Here is a 22408-nt window from a genome sequence, read left to right as displayed (position 1 = left end):
ATGTTAACCAACGATTTCAGTTTTTCCTAGAGGTGAGAAAGTAGGTTCACTATCAGCATTGGCTACGAGGCTTGTTGATGATACAGCCAAAACAATGATAAGTGCAGCAATCAATTTTTTCATACTTGATCAGCTCCTAATCGATTTTGATTTGCTTTTGCTTGATAAGCAATGCGGTAGTACTTTAAAGAGGTTGATTCATCCTGTTGCTGGTCTGCAAGGTCTACCATTTCTTCAGCAAGTTCACACACTTCAAACCACAAGCCGTGACGAGTCAACTGCGTTAAAGACTCATCCACTAACGAAACGTCCTGTTCAATATAAAGTCCGTCTAAAAACAAGCAACGGGCTTTATATTCTTTGTTGTTGTAGGCGTTTGCGCCTGCTTGTGCATCGCTAAAAAGCGCCAGTGCCTGCTCTTGTTCCCCAAGTTTGAATAAGGTATTGGAAAGATCGTACTTTGTCTTCATTCCAATTTGATGGTTCTGGTGTTCTTCATATTCAAGCGCTTGGTAGAAATAGCTTTTCGCTGCTTCGTAATCTTTTTGCCGGAACTTACTTAATCCTAACGTACGAAGGATAAGTGCAGATGTCCGTGGAAACGTTGATTCTTTAAATGCTTCTTGCAAAATGGCGTCCCCTGTTTCGAATTCATGTAGCTCCGAACGAATAGCGCCTAACACCTGTCGACAGTTCAAGGCACGTTCATAATATTTTAAACGGTTAAAAATGGTCGCTGCTTGTTCAAGATACGAACTTGCCATTAGGTACTGATTTAGTCGATAGTAGACAAGGCCAATGTACAAATAAAACTCAGATTCTTCAGCGTCATCATTAACGTGCTCAAGCAAACGTTCTGCTTTTCGAAACAATTTAATCGCTGAACGATAACGCTCTTGCGTATATTCATATTGACCGCTTACAAAGTAGTATAAATACTTAAGGTAGCGATCGACCTCTGTTTCCACGAAATGAAACGTATCACCTAACTCATGCTTCTTATTAAATTCATCAACAAACATATTGTGTCTAAATTCTACGAGCGAATAATAGGCTAAGATCTTGTCGTTTTTCTCCATGTGAACAACGTAATGGCGGGCTTCTTCTTTTAACAGGATCGCTTGCTCGTAAGAAGCCGAGATAATACAGCTATACCATTCAACGATCTTTGCACCTACTTCTTCAGGTGTTAAAGTTTCTTGCACGGTAATCACCTACTTGTTCAAGTATATGCTTATTCGTCATTGTAGCAGATATTTCAAAGAATTGTATGAAAAATTAATTTTCCCGACTTTTGATGGAGATTTGGATGAGCGATCCAATCCGTATTTGAACGATTTTATGTTATAACAACAAAGCGCCACGAGGGTTTCTGGAGAATTTGATACAACAAATAAAGCAGCAATGTGGATATATCACTAGCGTACTCCTCCTGCTGACACTCCATGTTTGATAACCCTTAGAAAAGAGTTAAGGTGAGAACAAGTCTTCTAATTTTTCGTAAATGAGCGTGGTCAGAAGGAAAGAAGCGACAAGCAGAAGTGGGAACAGGAGAATGTTGATAGAGAATGTGACGCCTCGACTACTGTTTGCAAATAAGTAGTCAATGAGTGGTGTAATAAGCCAAAGCATGAGGATAAAGCTACCGACAAACAAAACAAGCTGGATGAACATTCGAGTCACTCTTTTTGTCAATTGAATCAGCCCTCCCTTACTTACGCCATACCCGGTTTTCTTCCTGATTACACGAATGTAATTAAACGTTTGATTAAATCCATCTTTTCCAATTATGAGGTTTAGCCTAGATATAAAGTTGGTATATATTGGATAGTTAGACAGAAATAAGTGTGAAGATGACTGGAGGCGAGTGGAATGGCAGAAATTTTAGACGTAAAGGATCTATCTAAGCGCTACGATGGAAACGGCTTTGCTTTACAGAATGTGTCTTTTTCAATCCCAGCAGGTTCAATTGTTGGGTTTATTGGAGAAAATGGTGCGGGAAAATCAACAACGATGGGCTCGATTATCGGGACATTGCAAAAAGATGATGGAGAAATCCATATTTTTGGTAATCCCATGGATGTGAAAGATTCAGCAATTAAAGAAGACATTGGTGTTGTATTTGATGATATGAACTTACCTTACGACTTAACGATTAACCAACTAGGGAAAGTGTTTAAGAAGCTTTATACACGATGGGACTTAGATACGTTCGCTTATTACATTGATCTTTTTTCTTTACCTCGTGACAAAAAAGTTGGCACCTTCTCAAGAGGAATGTCGATGAAAATTTCTGTCGCCATCGCATTATCCCATCAAGCACGTTTACTCATTTTAGATGAAGCTACCGCAGGTCTTGATCCATCAGGAAGAGAAGAATTACTTGAAGTGTTGCAAGAGTTCGTGAAGGATGGAAAGCGGGGAATCTTGTTATCCAGTCATATTACAAGTGACATCGAGAAGATAGCCGATTCGCTTATTTTTATAAAAAATGGTCAAATTATTTTGAAAGTAGAGAAAGAGGACTTACTCCAGAACTATGCCATTTTTCATTGTACAGATGAGGAATGTGCGCAAATTGAAGACGACATGCTCATCACATATAGGAGGCAGAATGAGGGAATGGACGTGCTGGTGTCCAATAAAGAAAAAGTCCCGAATCATGTAGAGGAACAGCCGTTTACAATCGACGATATTGCACTACTGCTGATGCGAGGTGAAAAAGGATGAGTGGATTATTGCTAACCAATTATTATATGGTCAGTCGTAGCTTTTGGGGTTATCTGGCTTTAAGTGTGTTGCTTTCTGCATTACTTATAGCCTTTGGAAGCGAATCTCTCGTATCGTTTGCGCTTTTTATTCCTATTATTTTTATGGTCTCACCTGCTTTAGAAGTGCTAAAGCACGAAGCGAAATCAGGCTGGGGCAAATTTGTGTTAACAACGCCTGTTAATCGGGGGAATGTTGTGCAAAGCCACTACCTTTTATTCCTGCTGTTTATGTTTGTAGGAATGCTCGTGGCAGCTGCCGTCTTTATTGTTGGTGATTTCCTAAACGGTGGTCTTCTTACCTCGGAAACGCTTTATACCTTTCTTGGCGCAATTGCAGTGGCATTATTACTAGCGGTAATCGCGTTTCCACTTACGTATTTTCTTGGAACAGAAAAGTCGGATATGGTGCTCATTATTAGTGTTTTTGCGGCGCTCGCGCTCTTTTTCCTTTCGAGTTGGGCATTTGAAGAAGCCTACGCAAGAGGCTGGTTAGAGCCATTTTCTAGCTGGGATTCAGGGTTTGTGTTCAGTGGTGGTATGCTTGCGATTACGCTTATTTTATTTCTTATCTCGTTTGTTGTTGCACTGGGTATTTATAAACGAAAAGAATTTTAATATGCGTTTCACACTAACCCACAAGTTTACATTGGAACACCTTTTGACATACTGATGGAGAGGTGCAATGATAGATGTAGACTTTTGAGCAGTGAGAAAGGATTTCGCGCATATGAGTAATCAAGGAAATGCCATTACGATGCATCAATTAAAAGAGGCAAAAAAAGAACTCACACGCTTTATGATGAAGTATAAGTTTGCCTTAGATGAAATGACAACAAAAATTGAAATTCTAGAAGAAGAATTTAATTATGTTCATGACTACAATCCGATTGAAAGCATCTCATCTAGATTAAAAACGCCAGAGAGCTTACTGCAGAAGTTGAAACGTAAACAGATTCCGTTGAACATAAACGTCATTGAAAAAAATATAAAAGATATTGCAGGGGTACGAATTAATTGCTCGTTTCAAAAAGATATCTTTGCGATCAAAGAGATGCTAGAATCCCATGACGATTTAAAAGTCATTGATGTAAAAGATTATATTTCAAAACCGAAACCGAACGGCTATCGCAGCATGCACATTATTGTAGAAGTACCCGTCTACTTATCAAATTGTCGTGAACATATTCCCGTCGAAATTCAAATTCGTACAGTAGCTATGGACTTTTGGGCTAGTTTAGAACATAAGATCTTTTACAAATTTGAGGAAGCTGTTCCATCGCAAATGCTAGATGAACTGAAAAAAGTAGCCGACCAATCTGCGGCACTTGATAAGCAAATGGAGGCTCTTCATAATCAATCGTTAAGCTTTACAACCAAAAGTGATGAAGGCGATTTGTTTAAAGCATTAAGTATTGATCAAGAGCAATTGAAGCTTCCGAATGAATTATTGCAATCACTGTCTTCCTTTCAGCAAAACGACGAGAAGTAATGAGCGTCTCCCTCTTAAACGAGAGGGAGCTTTTTTAATTGAAAAAATTGTAAAAAAAGGTTTCTTCCTGCTTTAATACGTGTATATATAGAGCAAGAGAGGAGGAAACATATGTCATTTTTACGAAGTTTTTTATCAGGTGCGCTGACGTTAGGTGTTGTGTTTGTCGTTTTCTTTTTACTTGATCTAGCGGGGTTTAATCCGAATCTACAAGATAGTGCAGAAAGTGGATCAAATGGATTGTACTTATTTGGCTTATTACCTGAAACGATGTTCACACAAGAATTTGCGCCGTTTGATCATCTTATCTCAAATGCTATCCTTTTTTGGATGATTGTGCTTTTCGTTTTGACTCTAATCATTGAATTCTTTTCGTTTCTTGTACGTCAGGTGTCTCCTAGGAGATCAAGAGGGTAAGAGAGGATTTGCGTTAACTTTGTCTACGTTACCTTGTGTTTTTCTATTTTTACTAGCGACGTTCTTTCACTTCTAGCTTTCGCTTTAGGAAAGAACGTTTATTGTTTTTAGAATCAGAGTGAAGAGAGGTTGAGATGAGTGACGTACGTCTTTCTGAATTTATCCATATATCAGTTTTATGAATCGGAGGGTAGCATGTGAAACCAACCATTTTACTTGTCGGTGTTGACCACTTTGATAAGTCAAATGTGAATGACATATTGATAGGAAATAAATTTGACGTTCTTGAAGAAGGTCGACAGAATGAAATCAAGCAATTCGTCAATCAGCTTTCCTCCTTTTCACCAACAAAAATTTGCGTAGAGAGCGTAAAAGAAAAGCAGGATCAGCTCACTCGAAACTATCAAGATTATCTTTTTGGAGAGCAAGCATTACGGATAGGAGAAATTGATCAGATTGGCTTTCGGCTGGCAAAGCAAATGAATCTTTCAACGATTGAAGCGGTGGACTGGCAAGGTGAGGTTCATGCTGATCCTTTCCATTACGGTACAACCTATCAAACAGATAAATTTCAAGAAATTCTTGATGGTTTTAAAAGATCAGAAGACGAACTGGGAGCTTATTTATACAATCAGACCATGGCTGAATATCTACATAAATTAAATGAGCTTCAGCGCTTAAAAGCGATGCATCGAGGGCACTTACATCTTGCTTCAATCGGTTCGGAAAAAAACCCCGTTGGAATCGAGTGGCTTACCCATTATTGGATGTATCGCAACTTACGAATCTATCAACATATTCTTCATCTGGCTCGAGAAGATGAACGTCTTCTCGTTTTATATGGAGCGAGTCATATTTACCCGCTTAAACAGTTATTTGAAGATGGTGGTCTCGTGAATGTTCAAATGCTAGAAGATCTAAAAAGGCAGCCTCATTAAGCTGCCTTTTTGACATGTCGCTTTCTTTCTTTAACAATGACGAGTGTTGCAAGAAGGCAGGTACTTCCTGCTACAAAGGTGATAACGGCTAAGGGAATGGGTGTACCAGATGCAACCAGGCCAAGTAGAGCTGATCCAAGCATACCTCCTCCATATTGAGCAAACCCCAACAGCGCAGAAGCTGAACCTGTACCAGTCTGAACCGCTGCTAGGCCTCCAGAAATGGAGTTGGCAACGATGAAGCCACTTGAAGATACAAACAAAAACAGCAAGAGTGCGAAAGCAAACAGACCGCCATATCCAGTTATTGTCATCAGCACGAGTAAACCACCTACGATAGTGGCGCAGCTCGCACCTATTAAAAGGAGACGGTCTCCTCCGTAGGTAGGAATGAGTCTGCGATTGAGCATATTGACCGCCATAATCCCTAATGAATTGAGTGCAAATAGAATTCCGTAAACAGTTGGAGATACGTTGTAATAACTAATGTAGGCAAAAGGGGAACCAGCGACAAACGCAAAGATTCCAGCATTTAAGGTAGCGCATGCCAAAGCATAAGAAAGAAACAGGCGATTTGTGCATAATAACCAATAGTGTTTCAAAGTGGAAAGAAGGGAGATCTGTTCACGCGAAGTTGCGGGCAGTGTTTCTGGAATTACTTTTGGTAAAGAAGCCAAAGTAGCCATACCAATGCACGCTAACACCATAAAAATAACGGGCCATGATGAGATCGCTAGTATTTGTGCACCGATTATAGGACCAAGCATGGGAGCAATAATCATAATTGCAGTGAGTGTAGACAAGACTCGAGCTGCTTCTTCGCGTTGAAAAAGATCCCGTATCATCGCTCGAGCTAGCACAACGCTTGCGCTTGCTCCTAAGGCTTGAACCGTTCGACCAACAATTAAATGCCACACGTCAGTGGAGAAGGCACATGCTACAGATCCAATGACGAAAAGAACGAGCCCGCCCGCAAGAGGAAGCTTTCGTCCAAATCGATCGCTTAAGGGCCCCCAAATGAGTTGCCCGAATGCAAATCCTAAGAGATAGGTGGAAACCGTTATTTCTAATGCACCTTGCGTCGTACGAAGAGCCGCACTCATTTCTGGAAGTGCAGGCAAATAAAGATCCGTCGAGATTGAAGCGTACGCTAATAAAAGCGCAAGTATGTAGAAGAAAGGCTTTGTCATCTGTACTTGATGAGCAGGGGTTGGCTGATTAATGTCGCATCACACCTTTATAATTGGTATGTAAAAGGTATCACCCTTGAGTAACTCCAAGTCAAGAAAAAATGGTAAGGTTCGATAAATTTGAAGTCGATTACTGTTGAACGCTTCCCTCAGAAATATAACGTTTATGGATCTTTTTTCCAGGGTAAGTGTGAAGAAAAAGGACTGAATCTTTCATGACCTATAAAGTTGTCGAACTGTCGCCTTCCGGAATGACGAAGAAAAAGAAACAAAGTCAGCTAGAAATGACGCTCAACGAGTATCAAAAGGACGGGTGGCAGCTTGATCAATTAACTGCCAAGACATTCTTTGGCATAACGAGTTCCTATTTAGCCATCTTCATTCGTACCCTTTAAAACGGTACGATAAATGGTTGTTTTGTTGGATCTAGGCAGTATTCGATTCGTTCTCGAAAGTTGGTGTATGTGACCATTTCTAACGCTTTTTCAATGGAGAAGAAACCAATTTCTAAGCTTTCTGGGGTTGTGGTCATTTCACCACCAACGATTTTTGCTAAATAGAGGGTGTTGCAAATTGATGAACGAATGTTCTGGAAGATTCCGCAAAATTGAGTGATTTCCACATCTAAACCGGTTTCTTCTTTTGTCTCGCGAATGGCAGCATGAATTAAGGATTCCCCTTCTTCCACCTGTCCACCTGGAAATTCCCAGCCTCGTTTAGGTCCTTTGATCAAAAGAATGTCGTTTTTTTCATTTAGGATGATGGTTGCGGCGGAAATAATATGTTTAGGTGTGTGATTTGGCATGGTTTGCTCCTTTTATTAGAAAGATCGGAGGGATTTCGTTTATGGTTAAAGCACTTGTTGGTTCAGGACTTATGATTGCTGCTGCGATTTTATTTGTTGGTCACTATCTAATTGCGGCGGTGTTAGCAGGTGGCTATGGCAATGAAGTGCCCGCTGCTGTTGAATTTAGCACGATTCTGCAAGGAGAGACGGTTTATTCGTCTGCTATTTTTACTACCTCGATCGTTGTAGGCGTCGTTGGTATCCTCTTTTCCATTTGGGGCATCACAGAAGAAAGGAGAGGGTAGGACTCTCCTTTTTAGTTTGTCATCACGTTTTCAAGTGGTTGCAGCTCATGAAGCCCTACGCCAGCGTGCCGATAGCGGAGTAAGAGGAAGGCTGGAACGATCAACATGAGACTGCCAAATCCTAAAGCTACAAGGGAATTCAATTCTGTTAATAAACCAGAGAGGATTGTTGCAATCATGGAAACAAGCCCTCCAATTACATAGGTTGCGCTTCGTACTCGTGCAAGCAATGAATCTGGGGTAATGCCTTGATGAACAGCAACTTGAACGACAAATCCCATAGAAAGGGCGCCGTCGAACAGCATCATACCAAAGCACATGAGCCAAAATGAGCTGGTGAGCAGCAGCATGACACCGAGAGAAGATAGTACCAACAATACGACTAATAAATAGAGCCAGTTGGATTGTTTAAATCGGTTTATGATTAGTACGCCTATGATATTTCCGAGACCTGCGCTTGATAACAGCAAACCAACTTCCTGTTCGGAAAACTGGAGCGTGCTTGAAGCATGGAAGATTAGCGTTAGCGTAATAAATATCGTTGAAAACCCTAGTGTTGTCAAAGCTAACGTGGATGCTCGTTGCGCCGAATTTTTAAATAAAAAGGTCAGACCTTCAACAGATTGAATGGTAAACATACGAAGGCGTGCTTTGACAGGCTCTCTATTTCTAGATGTAGGTTTCGTATAATCATAGCGTAAAGAGATTAAAAAAATGGACGCTGTTAATAGAATTCCTCCACAGATTGCTAATGTCGTGCTTGCGCCATAGGTCGCTAAAAGGTAGCCCCCTAAAGCAGGGCCTAGTAACGTAACTATGGCATCTGCCATTTCAAGTAAGGTGTGGGCACGTAATAATCGATGCCGACCAACGATTTTAGGAACCATTATATGAAAAGCAGTTGAATGAAACAGACTAACAATGCCCAATGCACATAATAGAAAGCTGATGACGACCGCATTTGTATGGTCTAAACTCACAGCGTAAGCAAGCGCAAACATGAACAAGCCTGTTAAGATTGAACCGCAAGAAGAGACAATGACTGGGTTTCGTCGCTCCACCCACGTTCCAATTGGAATAGAAAAAAAGATTGTGCCCACTTGTTGAGATAATAAGACTAACGCGGTCACAAGTGGTGATTGCGTTAAAGCCAGCGTAACAAGAGGAAGGGCCAGTTCTTTAAAGCGGTCATGAAAAATGCGTAAGAAGGTATGGATCCACATCTTTGAAAAATCAATCGTAATAAAAAAACGACTCACGTTCATTCAGCTCACATTCTCGTTTTGATTTATACCACCATCCTTTTTTAATCTAGTTTTTAATTAATCCTCACTTACGATGAACATCCTGCATCATCCTTTCGTCATAGAGTACTTCGCTTTTTTTAGGAAATATCCTTTCAACGTAAGGGAGTAAAACCATGCAAAAACCTGTTTGTCCAATGTGTAACGAGCAACTAAATGCCCTCGCTTGGCTACGGATGAAGGCATTTCGTATCACGTGCCCTCATTGTAAGAAACAAATCTCATTAACGAGACGTTCGAAACTACGATTTGTCACTGGGGCCATAGGTGTTTTATCGCTCACTTTCTTGCTAGTCGTTATGAGTTCAATGGTTTGGCACTATAGCGTTAGCGCCATTTTTATTGCTTTGAGCATGATGGTCTATTTTCAATGGGCGCTCGAATGGAGCAGATTTTGCCGCAATGAAAAAAATGATAAGATGATTTAAAAAGCTAGTGGAGGTATGCGACGTGGATCGAAAAGCAGAAATGAGTTTTATAAACGTAGATCGAGCATAAAGAACCGTCACATAGACTTATTTTGAAACGACTCTCATCTTGGGTTCGTATAGAGGGGAGGAGGGACAATCATGAAACCTTATTTACTATTTATTGCTGTGTTTATCGTACTACTGTTTGCTTTAGACATTCTTTCTGGATACGTTCTGACCATGCTGTACGTGCAAGGTTGGATTTCTATAGTTGAAAATGGTACGGCTTACTATCCTATCGTTGGTTACATAAATGGTTTTATAGCTGCAACGATGGCATATGGTGTATCGTTAGCCGTATTCAAAAAGAAAACGGCTACGGTTTAACGACGTGAAAAAAGAGCGGGACTGCTGTCCGCTCCTTTTTACGTTTCTTCTGGTTCGCCTACTTTTTTAAGCAAATCATGGAGTTGTTTTAACTCTTCGCCATCTAATCGTTCGAAATAGGCGGCTTGTTGGTGTTCCTGTTGTGGGACAATCTCGTTATACAGATCTTGGCCTTTTGACGTTAGCGAAAGGTATTTGGACTTTTTTTCTTTTTCCCGTATGATCCAATCGTTTTCTTCCATTTTCATAAGTAGCTTTGTTATGTTGCCTTTCGTGACAAGTAGGGTATTCGCTAAATCAAGTTGCGATAAACGTGTATGCGTGCCAATTTGGACGAGTACATCAAACTGTGCAACTGTAAGACCCCACTTTTTTAAAAAGGTATTTGAACGTTTTAGACTTTGGTGGTACGTTCGCGACAATCGAAACCAGACGAGGAGTGCGAGCACTTCTTCTTTTGTTTTATCATTTTGTTTCATAATGAGCTTCCTTGAACGATTTTCCACCAGTTCGTTGCTTCCTCGATGTCAGCAGTTGTAAGGGCGTGACCATAATCGGTTAAGGCGAGCTTGGTTTGCGCACCATAAGATTGTAGTTGTGCTTCAAGTGCGAAGGCATCTCCAGGTGAAACGAGTGTATCTGTTGCACCAGCGGAAATAAAAATCGTTGTACCATCTAGGTCAATGTCACGTGCATCACGAAACAGGTGACTCGGATGGAACAACACGGCGCTTGTGTAGTCTTCTGGATACCGTCGAATTAAATTTGTTGCAACATTCGCTCCATTGGAGTATCCAATCAAATGAAGGCGCGCATCCTTCGTGCCGTTCTTTTTTAGAAGATCTTTAATGGTTTCGTGAATGTCTTCCGTACGAGCGTTGATATCATCATAATCAAACGCTCCGTTCGTTGGACGAGAAAAATAGCGAAAGCCTTTTTCATCCCGGACGTCTCCTCGTAAGCCGATGACGGAGAAAGAGACATCTAAATCACCTGCAATTTCAAGTAAATCGGATTCTCTTCCAGCACTTCCGTGAAGCAAAATGAATGTATCTGTTGTCGTTTGACTACGATGATAGAAATAACGCATGAAAAACCCTCCCTTAAAATTGACTCACATTCAGTTTACCTGTAAACTATAAATAAATCAAGATTAGAAAAAGGAGTGACACCCATGAAACTTAAAGGTCATCACCATGTATCTTCTCTAACGGCAAATGCAGAACGTAATTTAGCTTTCTACAGAAACATTCTCGGTATGCGATTAGTGAAAAAAACAGTGAACCAAGATAACACGTCAAATTATCATTTGTTTTACGCCGATTCAAAAGGTTCTCCAGGCACAGAGGTTACATTTTTTGAAATTCCATTACTCGCTCAAAAGCGAGAGGGAACAAACCGTATTTATGAAATTGGGTTGCTCGTTCCATCCAATGAAGCACTTCAATTCTGGTCTGAGCGTTTCAACAAGTATCAAGTTAAGCACGAAGAGATTCGCGAGCGTAATGGTGTGCTTGTTTTACCATTCCAAGATCCTGACGGTCATCGAATGAGTCTTGTTGTGGACCAAGACGCATCGCCTGTTCTTGAAAACGGTACAGATGAAGTGTCTGGGGAACATGCGATTATCGGCCTTGGTCCAGCAACGTTACAAGTTCGCTATGCAGAACCAACAGGACAAGTATTGACTGATGTATTAGGCTTTACTCAAACAGGGCAATATACCAATGGTGATTATACGGTCCTTGTATTCGCAATAGGTGAGAATGGTCTTTCAAGTGAAATTCATGTAGAAGAAAACAAAGATCTTCCAAAAGCGCGGGAAGGTAGAGGCAGTGTGCATCATATTGCATTTCGTGTCGAGACGGAAGAAGAGCTTCGTCAGTGGGTCGATCATATTGAAAAAGAAGGTTTCACCACGTCCGGCTTTGTGGATCGGTACTATTTTAAATCGCTTTATTTTAGAGAGTCAAATGGCATCTTGTATGAGTTAGCTACTGATGGACCAGGTTTTGATATTGATGAAAAGTTAGAGGATTTAGGCAAGGAGTTGTCGTTGCCGCCATTTCTTGAGCCAAAGCGTAAAGAAATTGAAGCGAAATTAAAGCCATTACGCACGTAATAGTGGTGAAAGCGATCTTCATGAGTGATTGACCATCATTCATGAAGATTTTTTGCGTTTATTACCTAGATACGTGCTTTCTAGTTGTTTTTCTTCAATATCACCATGATTGATTTGTACAGAATAGGCATGTGCATCCTTGCGTGACTTGATGATCGTGGTTAGTGATCCGTTTTGATAATGCAGACCAACGCCATCATCTGCGGCAATCCCATGTTTGATCCTCTTTTCATTAATCAATCGGTGAAATGTTGGTCGCCGCTCGTGCTCACCATCGTAATGAGGCGCATGACTTCCTGATAAAAATCCTAATCCGTTGATGGGTTCCAAGCCAGCTCCATAAGAATCAGTTATTCCTTCTTCAAACCAACAAATGGACCCAGCGCTTAATCCAGTAAGAATCGTGCCCTGTTCATAGGCTTCTTTAAGAATCTTGTCCAGCCCCCAATGCTTCCAAAGTAGAAGCATGTTCACTGTGTTCCCTCCACCAACGTATACAACATCTTTTTCGAGAATGAATGATCGTAAATCTCGAGTAGGGGGCTTAAATAAAGATAAATGACTTGTCGTGCATGGTTTTGATTCAAAAGCATTGTAGAAACGCTCAATATATCCAGCTGAATCGCCGCTTGCTGTTGGCAGGAAACAGATCTTTGGGTTTGCCATATTTGCTTGCTGCAAGATGTAGTCGTCAAGGAACGGGTGATCAGGTTCCATTGAAAATCCGCCGCCCCCTAATGCGATAATTTGTCTCATTGATTAAGCCTCCTAAGCATATTGGGAAACCAAGTCCAAAGTAGTGTTTCAAGCAAAAATTAGGATCATGATTCATTCGTTTCTCATTAATACGTACAGGTACGTTGTCGTGTGTGATGATGGAAAGGGGTGGGGCATTGTCTTCCTATGAAGCATTAAATCTAATTATTGCAGTTGGTGCGACTGTCTCCTCGTTTGTCATTTCGCTACTCATGCTCGTCATCTCGATTGTGCTTTTGAAAAAAGGAAGATAAATAAAGGGATTTGTCACGATCTCGACCTGTAGCCCTCGTTCATAAGAATGAGGGTTTTTGCTTATTTTAAAAGGAATGGTAGATTACCGTCAATGAATTGTAAAAAAATTCTCGATTTATTCAATTGTCGCCATATAATAAGAGAAAGGAGCTGAATCAAATGATTGAAGCAAAAGGAAGCTATAATACTGCAAAAATCTTCACAAACACCATTGATCCATCTGCAATGGATCAAATCGTGGAGTTATGTAATCAATCGTTTGTTGAAGGTTCAACCATTCGAATCATGCCTGATACCCATGCAGGAGCGGGGTGTACAATTGGCACGACCATGACGATCACAGATAAAATTGTCCCAAACCTTGTTGGTGTGGATATCGGGTGTGGACTAGAAGTTGCGATTCTACATAAACCAGAGGAAGGCGTGAACTTTGATCAGTTGGATGAGGTTATTCGCAAGCATATCCCTCATGGCTTTCAAATTAGGGCACAGAACAAACGCCATGCCTATGCAAAAGAAGTGAAATTTGCATCGATTCGCGCGCCATTTAATCTAAATCGTGCATTGAGCAGCATTGGGACCCTTGGTGGAGGCAATCATTTTGTCGAGTTAAATGAGTACGGGGATAAAATCGCCCTTGTCATTCATTCAGGATCAAGAAATTTAGGTAAGCAAATTGCGGAGCACTATCAAAATCGGGCCTATGATGAGTTAATGGCGTATAAACAAGAACGGGATGCACTTATTGCCGAATTAAAAAAGGAAAACCGCAATCATGAAATTGAAGAAGCCCTTTCTAGCTATAAGCATCCGGGTATAAAAAAAGAATTGGCATTCCTTGAAGGTGAGGGATTTGCTGACTATATGAACGATATGGGGATTGCTCAACATTATGCGTTGCTAAACCGCAAAGCAATGGTAAGTGAGATAGTGGATAAGATGGGTTGGACCATCGCAGAATCCTTTACAACGATTCATAATTATATTGATCTAGATCATAACATGTTACGAAAAGGGGCCATTTCCGCAAAAAAAGGAGAGCGTGTCATCATTCCGATAAATATGCGAGATGGTAGCATTCTTGCGACAGGAAAAGGGAACCCGGATTGGAACTACTCTGGTCCTCACGGCGCAGGTCGGTTGATGAGTCGAAGAAAAGCAAAAGAACGGTTCAACTTAAATGAGTTTCAAGAGACCATGAAGGGAATATGGACGACGTCCTTATCAGAAGAAACCATTGATGAAGCGCCAATGGTTTACAAACCAATGAAAGAGATTCTTGAGCAAATTGATGCGACAGTTGAAGTGAATCAAATGATGAAGCCACTTTATAATTTTAAAGCAAAATAGAAAAAGACCTTTTGGTTGATCCGAAAGGTCTTTCTGAATTATAAAAACAGTTGAATGCCGTGTATCGCAAAGTATACCCCGAATGCGACAAGGGATAGACCTGACAAAAGCGCAATAAGCTTTAAGGTTGCTGGTGTGAGGAAGCGCCTTCCACCACTTGTCATTGAAGCAACAAAGAGATCCCAAATGGTTAGGCCAATGAAAATCATTAGTGTATAGAGTAGCAGCTGCTGGTTTGTTGCGGTTTCAGCTGTTTTTACCATAATCGAGCCATAGATACCAAGCCAGAACATGATCGACATTGGGTTGGATATTGAGATTAGGAAGCCGTTAAAAAAACAGTGAATGAGGCTATCTTTATTTCGATTTTCGATGATCGAAAATCGATTTGAACGCATCATTCCTTCAATTCCTGAGTAAAGCAACACAAACGCACCGAATAGCCAGAGGAATGATTGGATAAATGGTGTGTCAATAAAGTGATGGAGTCCTAAATAAACGCAGGCCATGAAAATGCCATCAGCCATTAGACTTCCGAAACCAACCATCCACGAATGAACGAATCCATTCTGAATCCCTTTTTCAATTCTGGCAGCGTTGACAGGACCGATTGGCGCACCCAAGCTTAAACCAAGAATAAGAAAGCTAACCATGACACTGACGACCATTTATACTCACCTCCTTGTCCACTATATGAAGTGGGCTGGACAATCATGAGTAAATTATTCATTTTTGCGTTCCGATTTTAGATAGGCTAGAATAGAACAATCTAATTTATAGGAGTGAAAGAAGATGGAATCCATTACAGGAAAAGTCGCGTTAATTACAGGAGCGGGTCGAGGGATTGGACGCGCTACCGCTATTGCGTTTGCGAAAGAAGGCATGCACGTTGGTCTTGTTGGTCGTACCCTCGAAAATTTGCAAAACGTAGCAGCGGAGTTAAAAGCATACGACGTCAACGTTGCCATTGCCGCAGCAAGCATTGAGGATTTGGAATCTATTACAAGCGCCGTTGAAAGCATTCGCACCGAATTAGGTCCCATCGATGTGTTGATCAACAATGCGGGTATTTCAAAATTCGGTGGCTTCATGGATTTAACACCAGAAGAGTGGACAAATATTATTGATGTGAATGTGAAAGGTGTCTATTACACAACCCGCGCGGTTTTACCAGAAATGGTCGAGCGCCAAACAGGAGACATCATTAACATTGCTTCAACCGCCGGTCAAAAAGGCGCGCCAGCTACGAGCGCCTACACGGCTTCAAAAGCAGCTTTGATTGGGATGACTGAATCGCTCATGATGGAAGTGCGCAAGCAGAATGTACGTGTGACAGCCCTTACGCCAAGTACAGTCGCAACGGATATGGCAAAAGATCTAAACTTAACTGACGGAAATCCTGAAAAAGTGATGCAGCCAGAAGACATGGCCGATCTCATGGTCGCCCAGTTAAAGCTGCACCCGCGTGTTGTTCTTAAACATGCTGGCTTATGGTCAAACAACCCATAATAAGAAAAGCACGGCTCAACTAGAGTCGTGCTTTTTTTGCTAAAGACGTTTCTGCAAAATCTACTCCGTAAACGGTTTAGAGTATTGAACAATTCCTGTTACGTGATCGAGCGCATGAGGGGTTAACTCAAGAGCCATAAATGCGTCATCTGGAACATCAAAGGGTGCTTTAATGTTAAACGCACTCGCTCTTTTGAACCCGAACTTGGGGTAGTAGGCATCGTGGCCAAGGACAATTACGGATTCGTAACCAAGATCTTTAGCTTGTTGTAGGGCAGTGCGAATTAATTGACTACCTATGCCTTTACTTTGGTAAGAAGGGGTAACAGATACAGGGGCAAGTGCTAACGAGTCGACGGCGTTCTCTTCATTCACAATCGTAATGTGCGAAAGTAGGATGTGGCCAACAATTTCTTTATCCAGCGCTACTAGTGAAAGTTGTGGAATAAACGCATCCGACTTGCGAATTTTTGCTACTAGTACGTGCTCCTGCTGATCACTCTGTTGTTCGTTTTTAAAAGCCTCTTCAATAACTGTTTCCGTTATCGGATAGTCTAATTCGGTTTCTTGTCTAATCGTAATCGTCATCCATCATTCTCCTTTTTCCTAAACAAATGCTCTGTTTACATCGTACCCTTTATTTTAAACGTTCATGTCCAAACGGTAAAATAAGCTCTCATACTGGGGAGTTTTTTCATGATCGCCTAATTGAGTTTCATGAAACCAACAAAGTTGGAGATACTATGCCTAATCAAATGAAAAAGAGGGCATTTAAATCATGAAACCATATTTACAGTCCATCCTTCTCGCTGTATGTATTCTCTCCGCTCCAGCAGTGGCGCATGCAGAAAGAAGTACCCAAAGTGATCAAGAGCAAATCATTGAATCATTATTATTTGTATATCTCTCAAATGAAATAAAAATGAGATTTGACCAACCTATGCAATTTCGATGTGTAACCAGTCATTCGTTCAAAAAAACAATCGAGGGAGAACAATTTCTTGTAGACATGGTGGCGTATAATCATAAACAGGCTTTCAAGGTGAAAATGATGTTTGCTCATGGCGGGACGGCTTATGGGGATTGGGAAATAACGAAATTTCAAAAGACGGCAATAGATGGCGCCGATTTTTCTTGTACGTGATTCCTTTGTCTACATTTGTCATATCGGAAAACGTTGATTGAATTTGCGTGAAAGACCCGTTTAGTGTCTTTCAATCATTCAACCAAGCTTTCTTCGTTTGAGCGTACTCCCTTTAAAACTACACCAAAGTAAATCTATAGTCATTCATTAAAATTAATTAACAAAATAAGTTGCCTTTCATCTATAATAAAAGAAGTTCGCCAATTTAACTAAATCGTTCGTTTTTTCAAACCAGTTTTTGGTTATTGAATTCATTAATTTTTAAATATTAAGATATTATTTCAGGGTGAATAGGCTCATATCGCTTAAACTGAAGAAAGGCGGGAGAGTAGTTGAAAAAAGAACACTTACTATTCGGCTATGTGTTTTTAGGGTTAGGGGTCTTATTATTCGGATTGATGCATCTTGCTATTGCTGTGTATTCACCTGTATTTGTGAATTGGGAATCCGTTTCCCAGAGTAAACTCGGCGCAATTTTGTCAGACATTAATGGCTGGTTTCCTTACATCATGAGTATTGTTTTTATGGTTACTGGGTTCATTGTTACGCTCTACTACGTTTTCACACAATGGGTGAAAGTATAGAAAAGAAGCCAAGAGACGAAGGTCTCTTGACTTCTTTTTTTTCTAATTAAAACGTTTTTGTGCTTCTTCTAAACTGTCTTTGCCTGTTTTGTTTTTAACTGGCAAGAACTCGTTTGCTCGTTCGACTTGAAAAATAGACATGTTTGATGCATAAGGGAAGACGTCAAAGTAGAATTTCTCCAACTTGTAGCCGTTTGGCTCTAAAGGTTGGACAGTCGTTCCATCTTCTTTAATAGTTGAGATCTTTTTATGAGCTAGATGGTACGGTAGAACTTGATCTGCTGTTTGTTCTAGAAATTCGACATCAAACAGGTGAATACCAATATTCGCATCTTGCAGTTCTGGTTGATGGCGCTGCTCTTCGGTTAGCTCTGAATATTCAATGACGGAAGGTTTCCCGTCTCGTTGACCTAGCACACCCACCTTTTCATTGGGATCAGCTTTTTTTACAGACTTACTTGAAATGGCCGCTCCTTGTTGATCTGCATAGCCAAGAAAGTATGGATCTGCTACTTGAACAAGGGCATTGTCAATGTTGTTAAAAAAGACCCATTTGACATGGTTGTTTTTAAGTTCTGCTAGAATACCAGCTTTTTGCATCGATGCGAATACCCCACCGTTTCCGTTCGGTGCTTGAAAGACAGTACCTTTATCTTCGAGCATCACTTTCCCTTCTGGGGTGAGAGCTGGACTTACATCTTGGAGAAAAAACGTGATCTGCTCCGGTTTTAGACCGAAGTAACCATTTTCTTTAAAAAAAGTTGTCGTCTCTTCGTCATTAATTGGGCTTGTCATGATGTACCAAGAGATCGTTGTTTTCACTTCCTGTTGTAATGCTTGGATACGCTTTGCTTGTAAAGCAAATAAAGAGGTAGCAGCGGTTCCGTCCATATTGACGGTTCCTTTTGGTCCATTATGACCTAACCGTGTTCCTTGACCGCCTGCGAGCAGAACGACAGCTACTTTTCCATCTGCAAGTAGGGAGAGGCCATGTTCATGCATGTTTACTAATTCTGTCGTGGTAAACATCTCCGCAGAATGACTAGGTAAGGCGGAAATGGTTGCACGTTCCTCTTGCTGTTGGCTCGTTTCCTTTAGATTCTCAAAATCAATCTGATCAATTTGTGTAAGTAGGCTTTGCTGTTCTGTTTCTGTTAATTGGTCGTAGAAATGCAGCAGGTGTTCTTGCTGATAGGTTAATAATGTTTGTTTTATGGTTTCATAGGTCGCCATGGTTGGACCTCCTCATGTTCAAGTAATCACCTCTTATCCTAGCATATTCATGTGCATCTCTCATCTATAGATATCTTTTCCAATGCGCCCAACTGATTTCATAAGCAGGGAAGTCTTCTGGATGATGGCGCATACAAGTGTCCATTCGCAGATAAAGGCAGACGAGTACAAATGAATCTAGGTAGGCCTGAACTTGCACCCCTTCTAGTTCTTGTGCTGCTTGCAGAATCGTTTGTCGGGATAAATCAGCAGGATACGAGCAAAAGGCATAGATCAGGTCGTATAAAGGTGGACCGTGAACAGGATCTGGGTCAATAACGCCTGTTAGATCGTCCCCTGTAGTCATGACGTTATGAATTCCGCAGTCTCCATGTAGCAAAAACGGTTTCGTTAAAGGCATCCGCTCGGTTACGATTTGGATCGCTTTAATTACGAGCAGATGGTCCTCTTCTGCTAAAAAAGGGAGAAGAGATGGTTTTGCTTCCGCCACTTCCTGTTGTAAAAAATGGAACCAAGAGTCAACAGTAGCTCCTGCCCAACCCCAACCGGTCTCTACAGGTTTGTATGTAGAAAAAAGCTCTCGCACAAGGAATTTAAGAAAATCAGCCTTTTGTATGGTTCGATTGTTGCAACTTCCTTTTAAATAAGGATAGACCGCAAATTCAAATAAAGGATCGACATAAATGGGCGTAGGGAGGATGTCAGAGCCTTCATAGGCATTGAAAAATTGTGCTTCTGCCTTTATTTGGCCAGGGGAATGTTTTTTCAAGATAAATCTTTTTGCGTGAATGTCCAATTGGTAGACTTCACTAACCGTTCCGCCACTTAGTTTTTGAAGAGTCATCTCCTTATCAGGGAGAATGCCTTGCTGTTGTAAGGGTTGTAAGTAATCTTTGATGTTCATCATTCTGCTCCTTTAAAGATCCCTCTGACTTTTGCCAGAGGGGACGTTTAGCAAAAAAAGACGCACGGTTACGCCGCACGTCTCTCACACATATGCAATCGGTCCTCATGACGAGTCCGAGAAAAAGTAGTGTTAGTTAAACACATTACAGGTTCGACGAGACTCGATGGCTATGAAGTTACGGTTTTTCCATTTTCGATGTAACAAGTACATGAATCTCATCTCCTTTTTGATGTGTAATGTTTTCATCTTACTCGAAAAGTTGTTTAATATGCAAGAAAATTTTAATAATATATGCTAACGTAACAAGGGAGGGGGAGATGGTGTGATTTATAGACGAAAAGTGTATATAGTGGTTCCTGAAAAAGTAGAAGCAAACGCATCTCGATCGAAGAGGTGCTTTTTGTTGTGTCTATTGTGGACATAAAATATACTTAATAGGACTCGTACTAAAGTAGGTGACACAGTGAATTCGTTGAAATGTGCAAAAGGTATTCGTATAGCAACCCTTGCTCCACTTATGGCTTTCGTAGCACTACTCCTTTTATTTGTTGCGGAACCCTCTATTTTTGATAGCTGGTTTCAATTTAGCTTTGCCCTTCTGTTTTTAGTGGTGTTGCCGGTAATGGCTTACCCTCTTCAGCCTATTGTGCCAGGATTTCGGCATAAAGGAAGGGAAGGACAACGTAATTTCGCCATTTTCATGGGTGTCTTAGGTTATGTCTTTGGTATTCTATTTGCCTATGTGACAAATGCCCCAGAAGGAACGACAATGATTTATTGGATTTATTTCCTCTCTGGTGTAGGTATTGTCGTTTTTAATAAAGTCCTTCGCATTCGTGCTAGCGGTCATGCATGTGGGGTCGTCGGACCAATCAGTTTCTTAATTTATTTTCTTGGTTCCATTGCTTTCATCGGTTTGCTACTCATTGCCCTGGTCTACTGGGCATCGTTAAAAATGAAGCGACATACGCTTTCAGAATTAATTTGGGGTAGCGCGATCTCGTTCATAGCAGTGATGGGCATCATTTTAGTGTTTCAATAAGAAAAAGCGCGCTACTTAATGTGGCGCGCTTTTTTTTATGCTATATTTTAACCAATGACAATATTAAGAAAGGAGTTGGATCAATATGGAAGCGCGCACCTATTCATGGCGATCTTACGGACTCATTGGGTTAAGCATCCTTGTGACACTAACCATGATTCTCTTAGACCCGATTGCCTCCGCAACAAGTGAAGCAGCTAGCTTTCCCATGATGCTCTTTATTTTTATTGGCACGGTTGTAACCGTTATCGGAATTTTGCTCGTATTGATTTCAAAAAATGAACCTTCGAAACTGGCGATAGTCGCGTTAATCATTACATTAATTAACTGCGGTGTAATAGGATTTTTCTTTTTTATTGGACTGATGCATACATAAACCAATCTTAAGAAAAAGGGGATGTTTGCTTGAAAAAAATTAAAATTTTAGAATCAAACAATCACCTGTCTTTATCAAACCTTACGCATCTTCGAACGAGTGACGAAGAGTTAGAACAGCTACGAGAATATGTACATGGACATCTTGACATCGGTTCAACGGACGAATGGGAAGTCTTTCTTACAATATTGAGCTGGGTCCATCAACGCTTTGATCACGATGGAATCAATACTGGTGAGCATTTCTCATCCTTCAATATTCTGAATGAAGCGGAGGCAGGCAAATCCTTTCGATGTGCAGAATACGCGAAAGTAACGAGCGATATCCTGCTCGCTTTAGGGTACGTCGCTCGTGTTGTTCGCGTGTTTAGTGAAGTAGCAGATTATGGTGGAATTGGCCAGTCCCATGTTGTGGTAGAAGTATGGTCTGTTCATTTAAAAAAATGGCTCTTTTTAGATCCACAATTCAACAGCTATGCCGCAGTGAAAGACATCCCGTTAAATTACGAGGAATTTTCTCGTTCCTTCCAAGATGCATCCATCCATGTCTTATCTATGGATGGTCCATCGGTCAAACAGTATAAAGATTTTATCGAAAATTATTTTGGCTATGTCAGTACATCTATTTGGATGAATCAACAAACTGTAGACCTGTTTTTACACGTAAGAAGTGAGCGTCAGCTTCTAGCATTTCAATTCATGCAGTTATCACATGCTCTTTTTACAAATGATACAGAACGGTTTTATGCCGATCCCACGCAAACAACTATCCTTTTTAATTATAAAGATCCAGTGATTCCCGAAGACATTATTACAACTTATGGGTTGAAGGAGCATAAAGATTTTGAGAACAACATGCACTTGTTCGCTGTGGAACCTCACTTTACGTTGACGTTCCACACCATTCATCCTGGTCATGAAACATTTGAAGTGCGTTTGAATGAGAGTGAACCTGTTCAAATTTCAGGCAATTCAGTTGATTGGAATGCGTCAGAAGGGTTGAACCAAGTGGAGGTGTCATCCGTAAATCAAAAAGGGATTAAAGGATCGGAAACGACAATACGTATAGGCTTTTCGGGTGATTGAAGTCAATTTATTTAGCATAGTAAGAAAATAGTTGGTCATTTTGGGGA

Annotated in this window: 29 protein-coding genes; 17 read left to right on the top strand and 12 right to left on the bottom strand. The window is 40.8% G+C overall.

The window, feature by feature from the left end:
* Positions 1 to 119 precede the first annotated feature (119 nt).
* A complete protein-coding gene (locus ABC361_RS17630; RefSeq protein WP_413075154.1) occupies positions 120 to 1205 on the bottom strand; it encodes a response regulator aspartate phosphatase in 1086 nt (361 codons plus the stop codon).
* 265 nt (positions 1206 to 1470) lie between these two features.
* The gene (locus ABC361_RS17625) at positions 1471 to 1695 is read right to left on the bottom strand and encodes a hypothetical protein (protein ID WP_413075153.1); all 225 of its coding nucleotides are present in this window, start codon (positions 1693 to 1695) and stop codon (positions 1471 to 1473) included.
* 177 nt (positions 1696 to 1872) lie between these two features.
* Between ABC361_RS17625 and ABC361_RS17620 the strand changes: the two genes are divergently transcribed.
* From ABC361_RS17620 to ABC361_RS17600, 5 genes are all read left to right on the top strand, one after another.
* The gene (locus ABC361_RS17620) at positions 1873 to 2730 is read left to right on the top strand and encodes an ABC transporter ATP-binding protein (RefSeq protein WP_413075152.1); all 858 of its coding nucleotides are present in this window, start codon (positions 1873 to 1875) and stop codon (positions 2728 to 2730) included.
* Positions 2727 to 3386, top strand: a complete 660-nt coding sequence (locus ABC361_RS17615) for an ABC-2 transporter permease (protein ID WP_413075151.1) — start codon at positions 2727 to 2729, stop codon at positions 3384 to 3386. The genes ABC361_RS17620 and ABC361_RS17615 overlap by 4 nt, the downstream gene beginning before the upstream one ends.
* Before the next feature lie 112 nt (positions 3387 to 3498).
* A complete protein-coding gene (locus ABC361_RS17610; protein ID WP_413075150.1) occupies positions 3499 to 4260 on the top strand; it encodes a GTP pyrophosphokinase in 762 nt (253 codons plus the stop codon).
* 111 nt (positions 4261 to 4371) lie between these two features.
* Positions 4372 to 4677, top strand: coding sequence for a hypothetical protein (locus ABC361_RS17605; protein ID WP_413075149.1), 306 nt, complete (start codon positions 4372 to 4374; stop codon positions 4675 to 4677).
* 197 nt (positions 4678 to 4874) lie between these two features.
* Entirely contained in the window at positions 4875 to 5615 is a 741-nt protein-coding gene (locus ABC361_RS17600) for a DUF5694 domain-containing protein (RefSeq protein WP_413075148.1), read from the top strand.
* Here ABC361_RS17600 and ABC361_RS17595 read toward each other — a convergent pair.
* Positions 5612 to 6805, bottom strand: coding sequence for a multidrug effflux MFS transporter (locus tag ABC361_RS17595; RefSeq protein ID WP_413075147.1), 1194 nt, complete (start codon positions 6803 to 6805; stop codon positions 5612 to 5614). The genes ABC361_RS17600 and ABC361_RS17595 overlap by 4 nt on opposite strands.
* 215 nt (positions 6806 to 7020) lie before the next feature.
* On the opposite strand from ABC361_RS17595, the gene ABC361_RS17590 reads away from it, so the two are divergent.
* A complete protein-coding gene (locus ABC361_RS17590; RefSeq protein ID WP_413075146.1) occupies positions 7021 to 7200 on the top strand; it encodes a DUF4177 domain-containing protein in 180 nt (59 codons plus the stop codon).
* Here ABC361_RS17590 and ABC361_RS17585 read toward each other — a convergent pair.
* Positions 7197 to 7610: an NUDIX hydrolase gene (locus ABC361_RS17585; protein WP_413075145.1), complete on the bottom strand. Its 414-nt coding sequence runs from the start codon at positions 7608 to 7610 to the stop codon at positions 7197 to 7199. The two genes, ABC361_RS17590 and ABC361_RS17585, sit on opposite strands and share 4 nt — an antisense overlap.
* On the opposite strand from ABC361_RS17585, the gene ABC361_RS17580 reads away from it, so the two are divergent.
* Entirely contained in the window at positions 7604 to 7897 is a 294-nt protein-coding gene (locus tag ABC361_RS17580) for a hypothetical protein (RefSeq protein WP_413075144.1), read from the top strand. The two genes, ABC361_RS17585 and ABC361_RS17580, sit on opposite strands and share 7 nt — an antisense overlap.
* A gap of 11 nt (positions 7898 to 7908) precedes the next feature.
* Here ABC361_RS17580 and ABC361_RS17575 read toward each other — a convergent pair whose 3' ends face one another.
* Entirely contained in the window at positions 7909 to 9162 is a 1254-nt protein-coding gene (locus ABC361_RS17575; RefSeq protein ID WP_413075143.1) for an MFS transporter, read from the bottom strand.
* Between the two features lie 155 nt (positions 9163 to 9317).
* Between ABC361_RS17575 and ABC361_RS17570 the strand changes: the two genes are divergently transcribed.
* Both ABC361_RS17570 and ABC361_RS17565 read left to right on the top strand, forming a co-directional pair.
* Positions 9318 to 9629 carry a hypothetical protein gene (locus ABC361_RS17570; protein ID WP_413075142.1) on the top strand — a complete coding sequence of 104 codons (312 nt, stop codon included), beginning with the start codon at positions 9318 to 9320 and terminating at the stop codon, positions 9627 to 9629.
* 141 nt (positions 9630 to 9770) lie between these two features.
* A complete protein-coding gene (locus tag ABC361_RS17565) occupies positions 9771 to 9998 on the top strand; it encodes a hypothetical protein (protein WP_413075141.1) in 228 nt (75 codons plus the stop codon).
* 38 nt (positions 9999 to 10036) lie between these two features.
* Here the strand turns inward: ABC361_RS17565 and ABC361_RS17560 are convergent, their stop codons facing one another.
* Both ABC361_RS17560 and ABC361_RS17555 read right to left on the bottom strand, forming a co-directional pair.
* Positions 10037 to 10477 (bottom strand): MarR family winged helix-turn-helix transcriptional regulator, encoded by a 441-nt coding sequence (locus tag ABC361_RS17560; RefSeq protein ID WP_413075140.1) that lies wholly within the window; start codon positions 10475 to 10477, stop codon positions 10037 to 10039.
* Positions 10474 to 11088, bottom strand: coding sequence for an alpha/beta hydrolase (locus ABC361_RS17555; RefSeq protein ID WP_413075139.1), 615 nt, complete (start codon positions 11086 to 11088; stop codon positions 10474 to 10476). The genes ABC361_RS17560 and ABC361_RS17555 overlap by 4 nt, the downstream gene beginning before the upstream one ends.
* An 84-nt stretch (positions 11089 to 11172) precedes the next feature.
* Here ABC361_RS17555 and ABC361_RS17550 point away from each other — a divergent pair, with 84 nt between their 5' ends.
* Positions 11173 to 12120, top strand: a complete 948-nt coding sequence (locus tag ABC361_RS17550) for a ring-cleaving dioxygenase (protein WP_413075138.1) — start codon at positions 11173 to 11175, stop codon at positions 12118 to 12120.
* 39 nt (positions 12121 to 12159) lie between these two features.
* Here the strand turns inward: ABC361_RS17550 and ABC361_RS17545 are convergent, their stop codons facing one another.
* Positions 12160 to 12876: a Type 1 glutamine amidotransferase-like domain-containing protein gene (locus ABC361_RS17545; RefSeq protein WP_413075137.1), complete on the bottom strand. Its 717-nt coding sequence runs from the start codon at positions 12874 to 12876 to the stop codon at positions 12160 to 12162.
* A 414-nt stretch (positions 12877 to 13290) separates the two neighbouring features.
* Between ABC361_RS17545 and ABC361_RS17540 the strand changes: the two genes are divergently transcribed.
* Positions 13291 to 14481 carry an RtcB family protein gene (locus tag ABC361_RS17540; protein ID WP_413075136.1) on the top strand — a complete coding sequence of 397 codons (1191 nt, stop codon included), beginning with the start codon at positions 13291 to 13293 and terminating at the stop codon, positions 14479 to 14481.
* A gap of 38 nt (positions 14482 to 14519) precedes the next feature.
* Here ABC361_RS17540 and ABC361_RS17535 read toward each other — a convergent pair whose 3' ends face one another.
* On the bottom strand, positions 14520 to 15149 hold the full coding sequence (locus ABC361_RS17535) for a LysE family translocator (protein WP_413075135.1): 630 nt from the start codon (positions 15147 to 15149) through the stop codon (positions 14520 to 14522).
* Positions 15150 to 15273: 124 nt separating this feature from the next.
* Here ABC361_RS17535 and ABC361_RS17530 point away from each other — a divergent pair, with 124 nt between their 5' ends.
* The gene (locus ABC361_RS17530; RefSeq protein WP_413075134.1) at positions 15274 to 15990 is read left to right on the top strand and encodes a 3-ketoacyl-ACP reductase; all 717 of its coding nucleotides are present in this window, start codon (positions 15274 to 15276) and stop codon (positions 15988 to 15990) included.
* Between the two features lie 60 nt (positions 15991 to 16050).
* Here ABC361_RS17530 and ABC361_RS17525 read toward each other — a convergent pair whose 3' ends face one another.
* The gene (locus tag ABC361_RS17525) at positions 16051 to 16578 is read right to left on the bottom strand and encodes a GNAT family N-acetyltransferase (protein WP_413075133.1); all 528 of its coding nucleotides are present in this window, start codon (positions 16576 to 16578) and stop codon (positions 16051 to 16053) included.
* Positions 16579 to 16768: 190 nt separating this feature from the next.
* Here ABC361_RS17525 and ABC361_RS17520 point away from each other — a divergent pair, with 190 nt between their 5' ends.
* Positions 16769 to 17134 carry a hypothetical protein gene (locus ABC361_RS17520; RefSeq protein WP_413075132.1) on the top strand — a complete coding sequence of 122 codons (366 nt, stop codon included), beginning with the start codon at positions 16769 to 16771 and terminating at the stop codon, positions 17132 to 17134.
* A 332-nt stretch (positions 17135 to 17466) separates the two neighbouring features.
* Complete coding sequence (locus ABC361_RS17515; RefSeq protein WP_413075131.1) at positions 17467 to 17718, top strand: hypothetical protein; 252 nt, start codon at positions 17467 to 17469, stop codon at positions 17716 to 17718.
* Between the two features lie 42 nt (positions 17719 to 17760).
* On the opposite strand, the gene ABC361_RS17510 is transcribed toward ABC361_RS17515, so the two are convergent.
* Both ABC361_RS17510 and ABC361_RS17505 read right to left on the bottom strand, forming a co-directional pair.
* Positions 17761 to 18951 (bottom strand): UDPGP type 1 family protein, encoded by a 1191-nt coding sequence (locus ABC361_RS17510; protein ID WP_413075130.1) that lies wholly within the window; start codon positions 18949 to 18951, stop codon positions 17761 to 17763.
* Between the two features lie 64 nt (positions 18952 to 19015).
* Positions 19016 to 19855, bottom strand: a complete 840-nt coding sequence (locus ABC361_RS17505) for an aminoglycoside phosphotransferase family protein (protein ID WP_413075129.1) — start codon at positions 19853 to 19855, stop codon at positions 19016 to 19018.
* Between the two features lie 466 nt (positions 19856 to 20321).
* Between ABC361_RS17505 and ABC361_RS17500 the strand changes: the two genes are divergently transcribed.
* The 3 genes from ABC361_RS17500 to ABC361_RS17490 all read left to right on the top strand — a co-directional run bounded on the left by ABC361_RS17500 (position 20322) and on the right by ABC361_RS17490 (position 22361).
* Positions 20322 to 20900, top strand: coding sequence for a hypothetical protein (locus tag ABC361_RS17500; RefSeq protein WP_413075128.1), 579 nt, complete (start codon positions 20322 to 20324; stop codon positions 20898 to 20900).
* A gap of 85 nt (positions 20901 to 20985) precedes the next feature.
* Positions 20986 to 21276 carry a hypothetical protein gene (locus ABC361_RS17495; RefSeq protein ID WP_413075127.1) on the top strand — a complete coding sequence of 97 codons (291 nt, stop codon included), beginning with the start codon at positions 20986 to 20988 and terminating at the stop codon, positions 21274 to 21276.
* 29 nt (positions 21277 to 21305) lie between these two features.
* Positions 21306 to 22361, top strand: a complete 1056-nt coding sequence (locus ABC361_RS17490; protein ID WP_413075126.1) for a transglutaminase-like domain-containing protein — start codon at positions 21306 to 21308, stop codon at positions 22359 to 22361.
* The last annotated feature ends 47 nt before the right edge of the window (positions 22362 to 22408 follow it).

This window comes from Shouchella phoenicis (genome assembly GCF_047238345.1).
Taxonomy (GTDB): Bacteria; Bacillota; Bacilli; order Bacillales; family Bacillaceae_D; genus Shouchella.
This window is presented reverse-complemented; position numbering and strand designations above follow the sequence as displayed.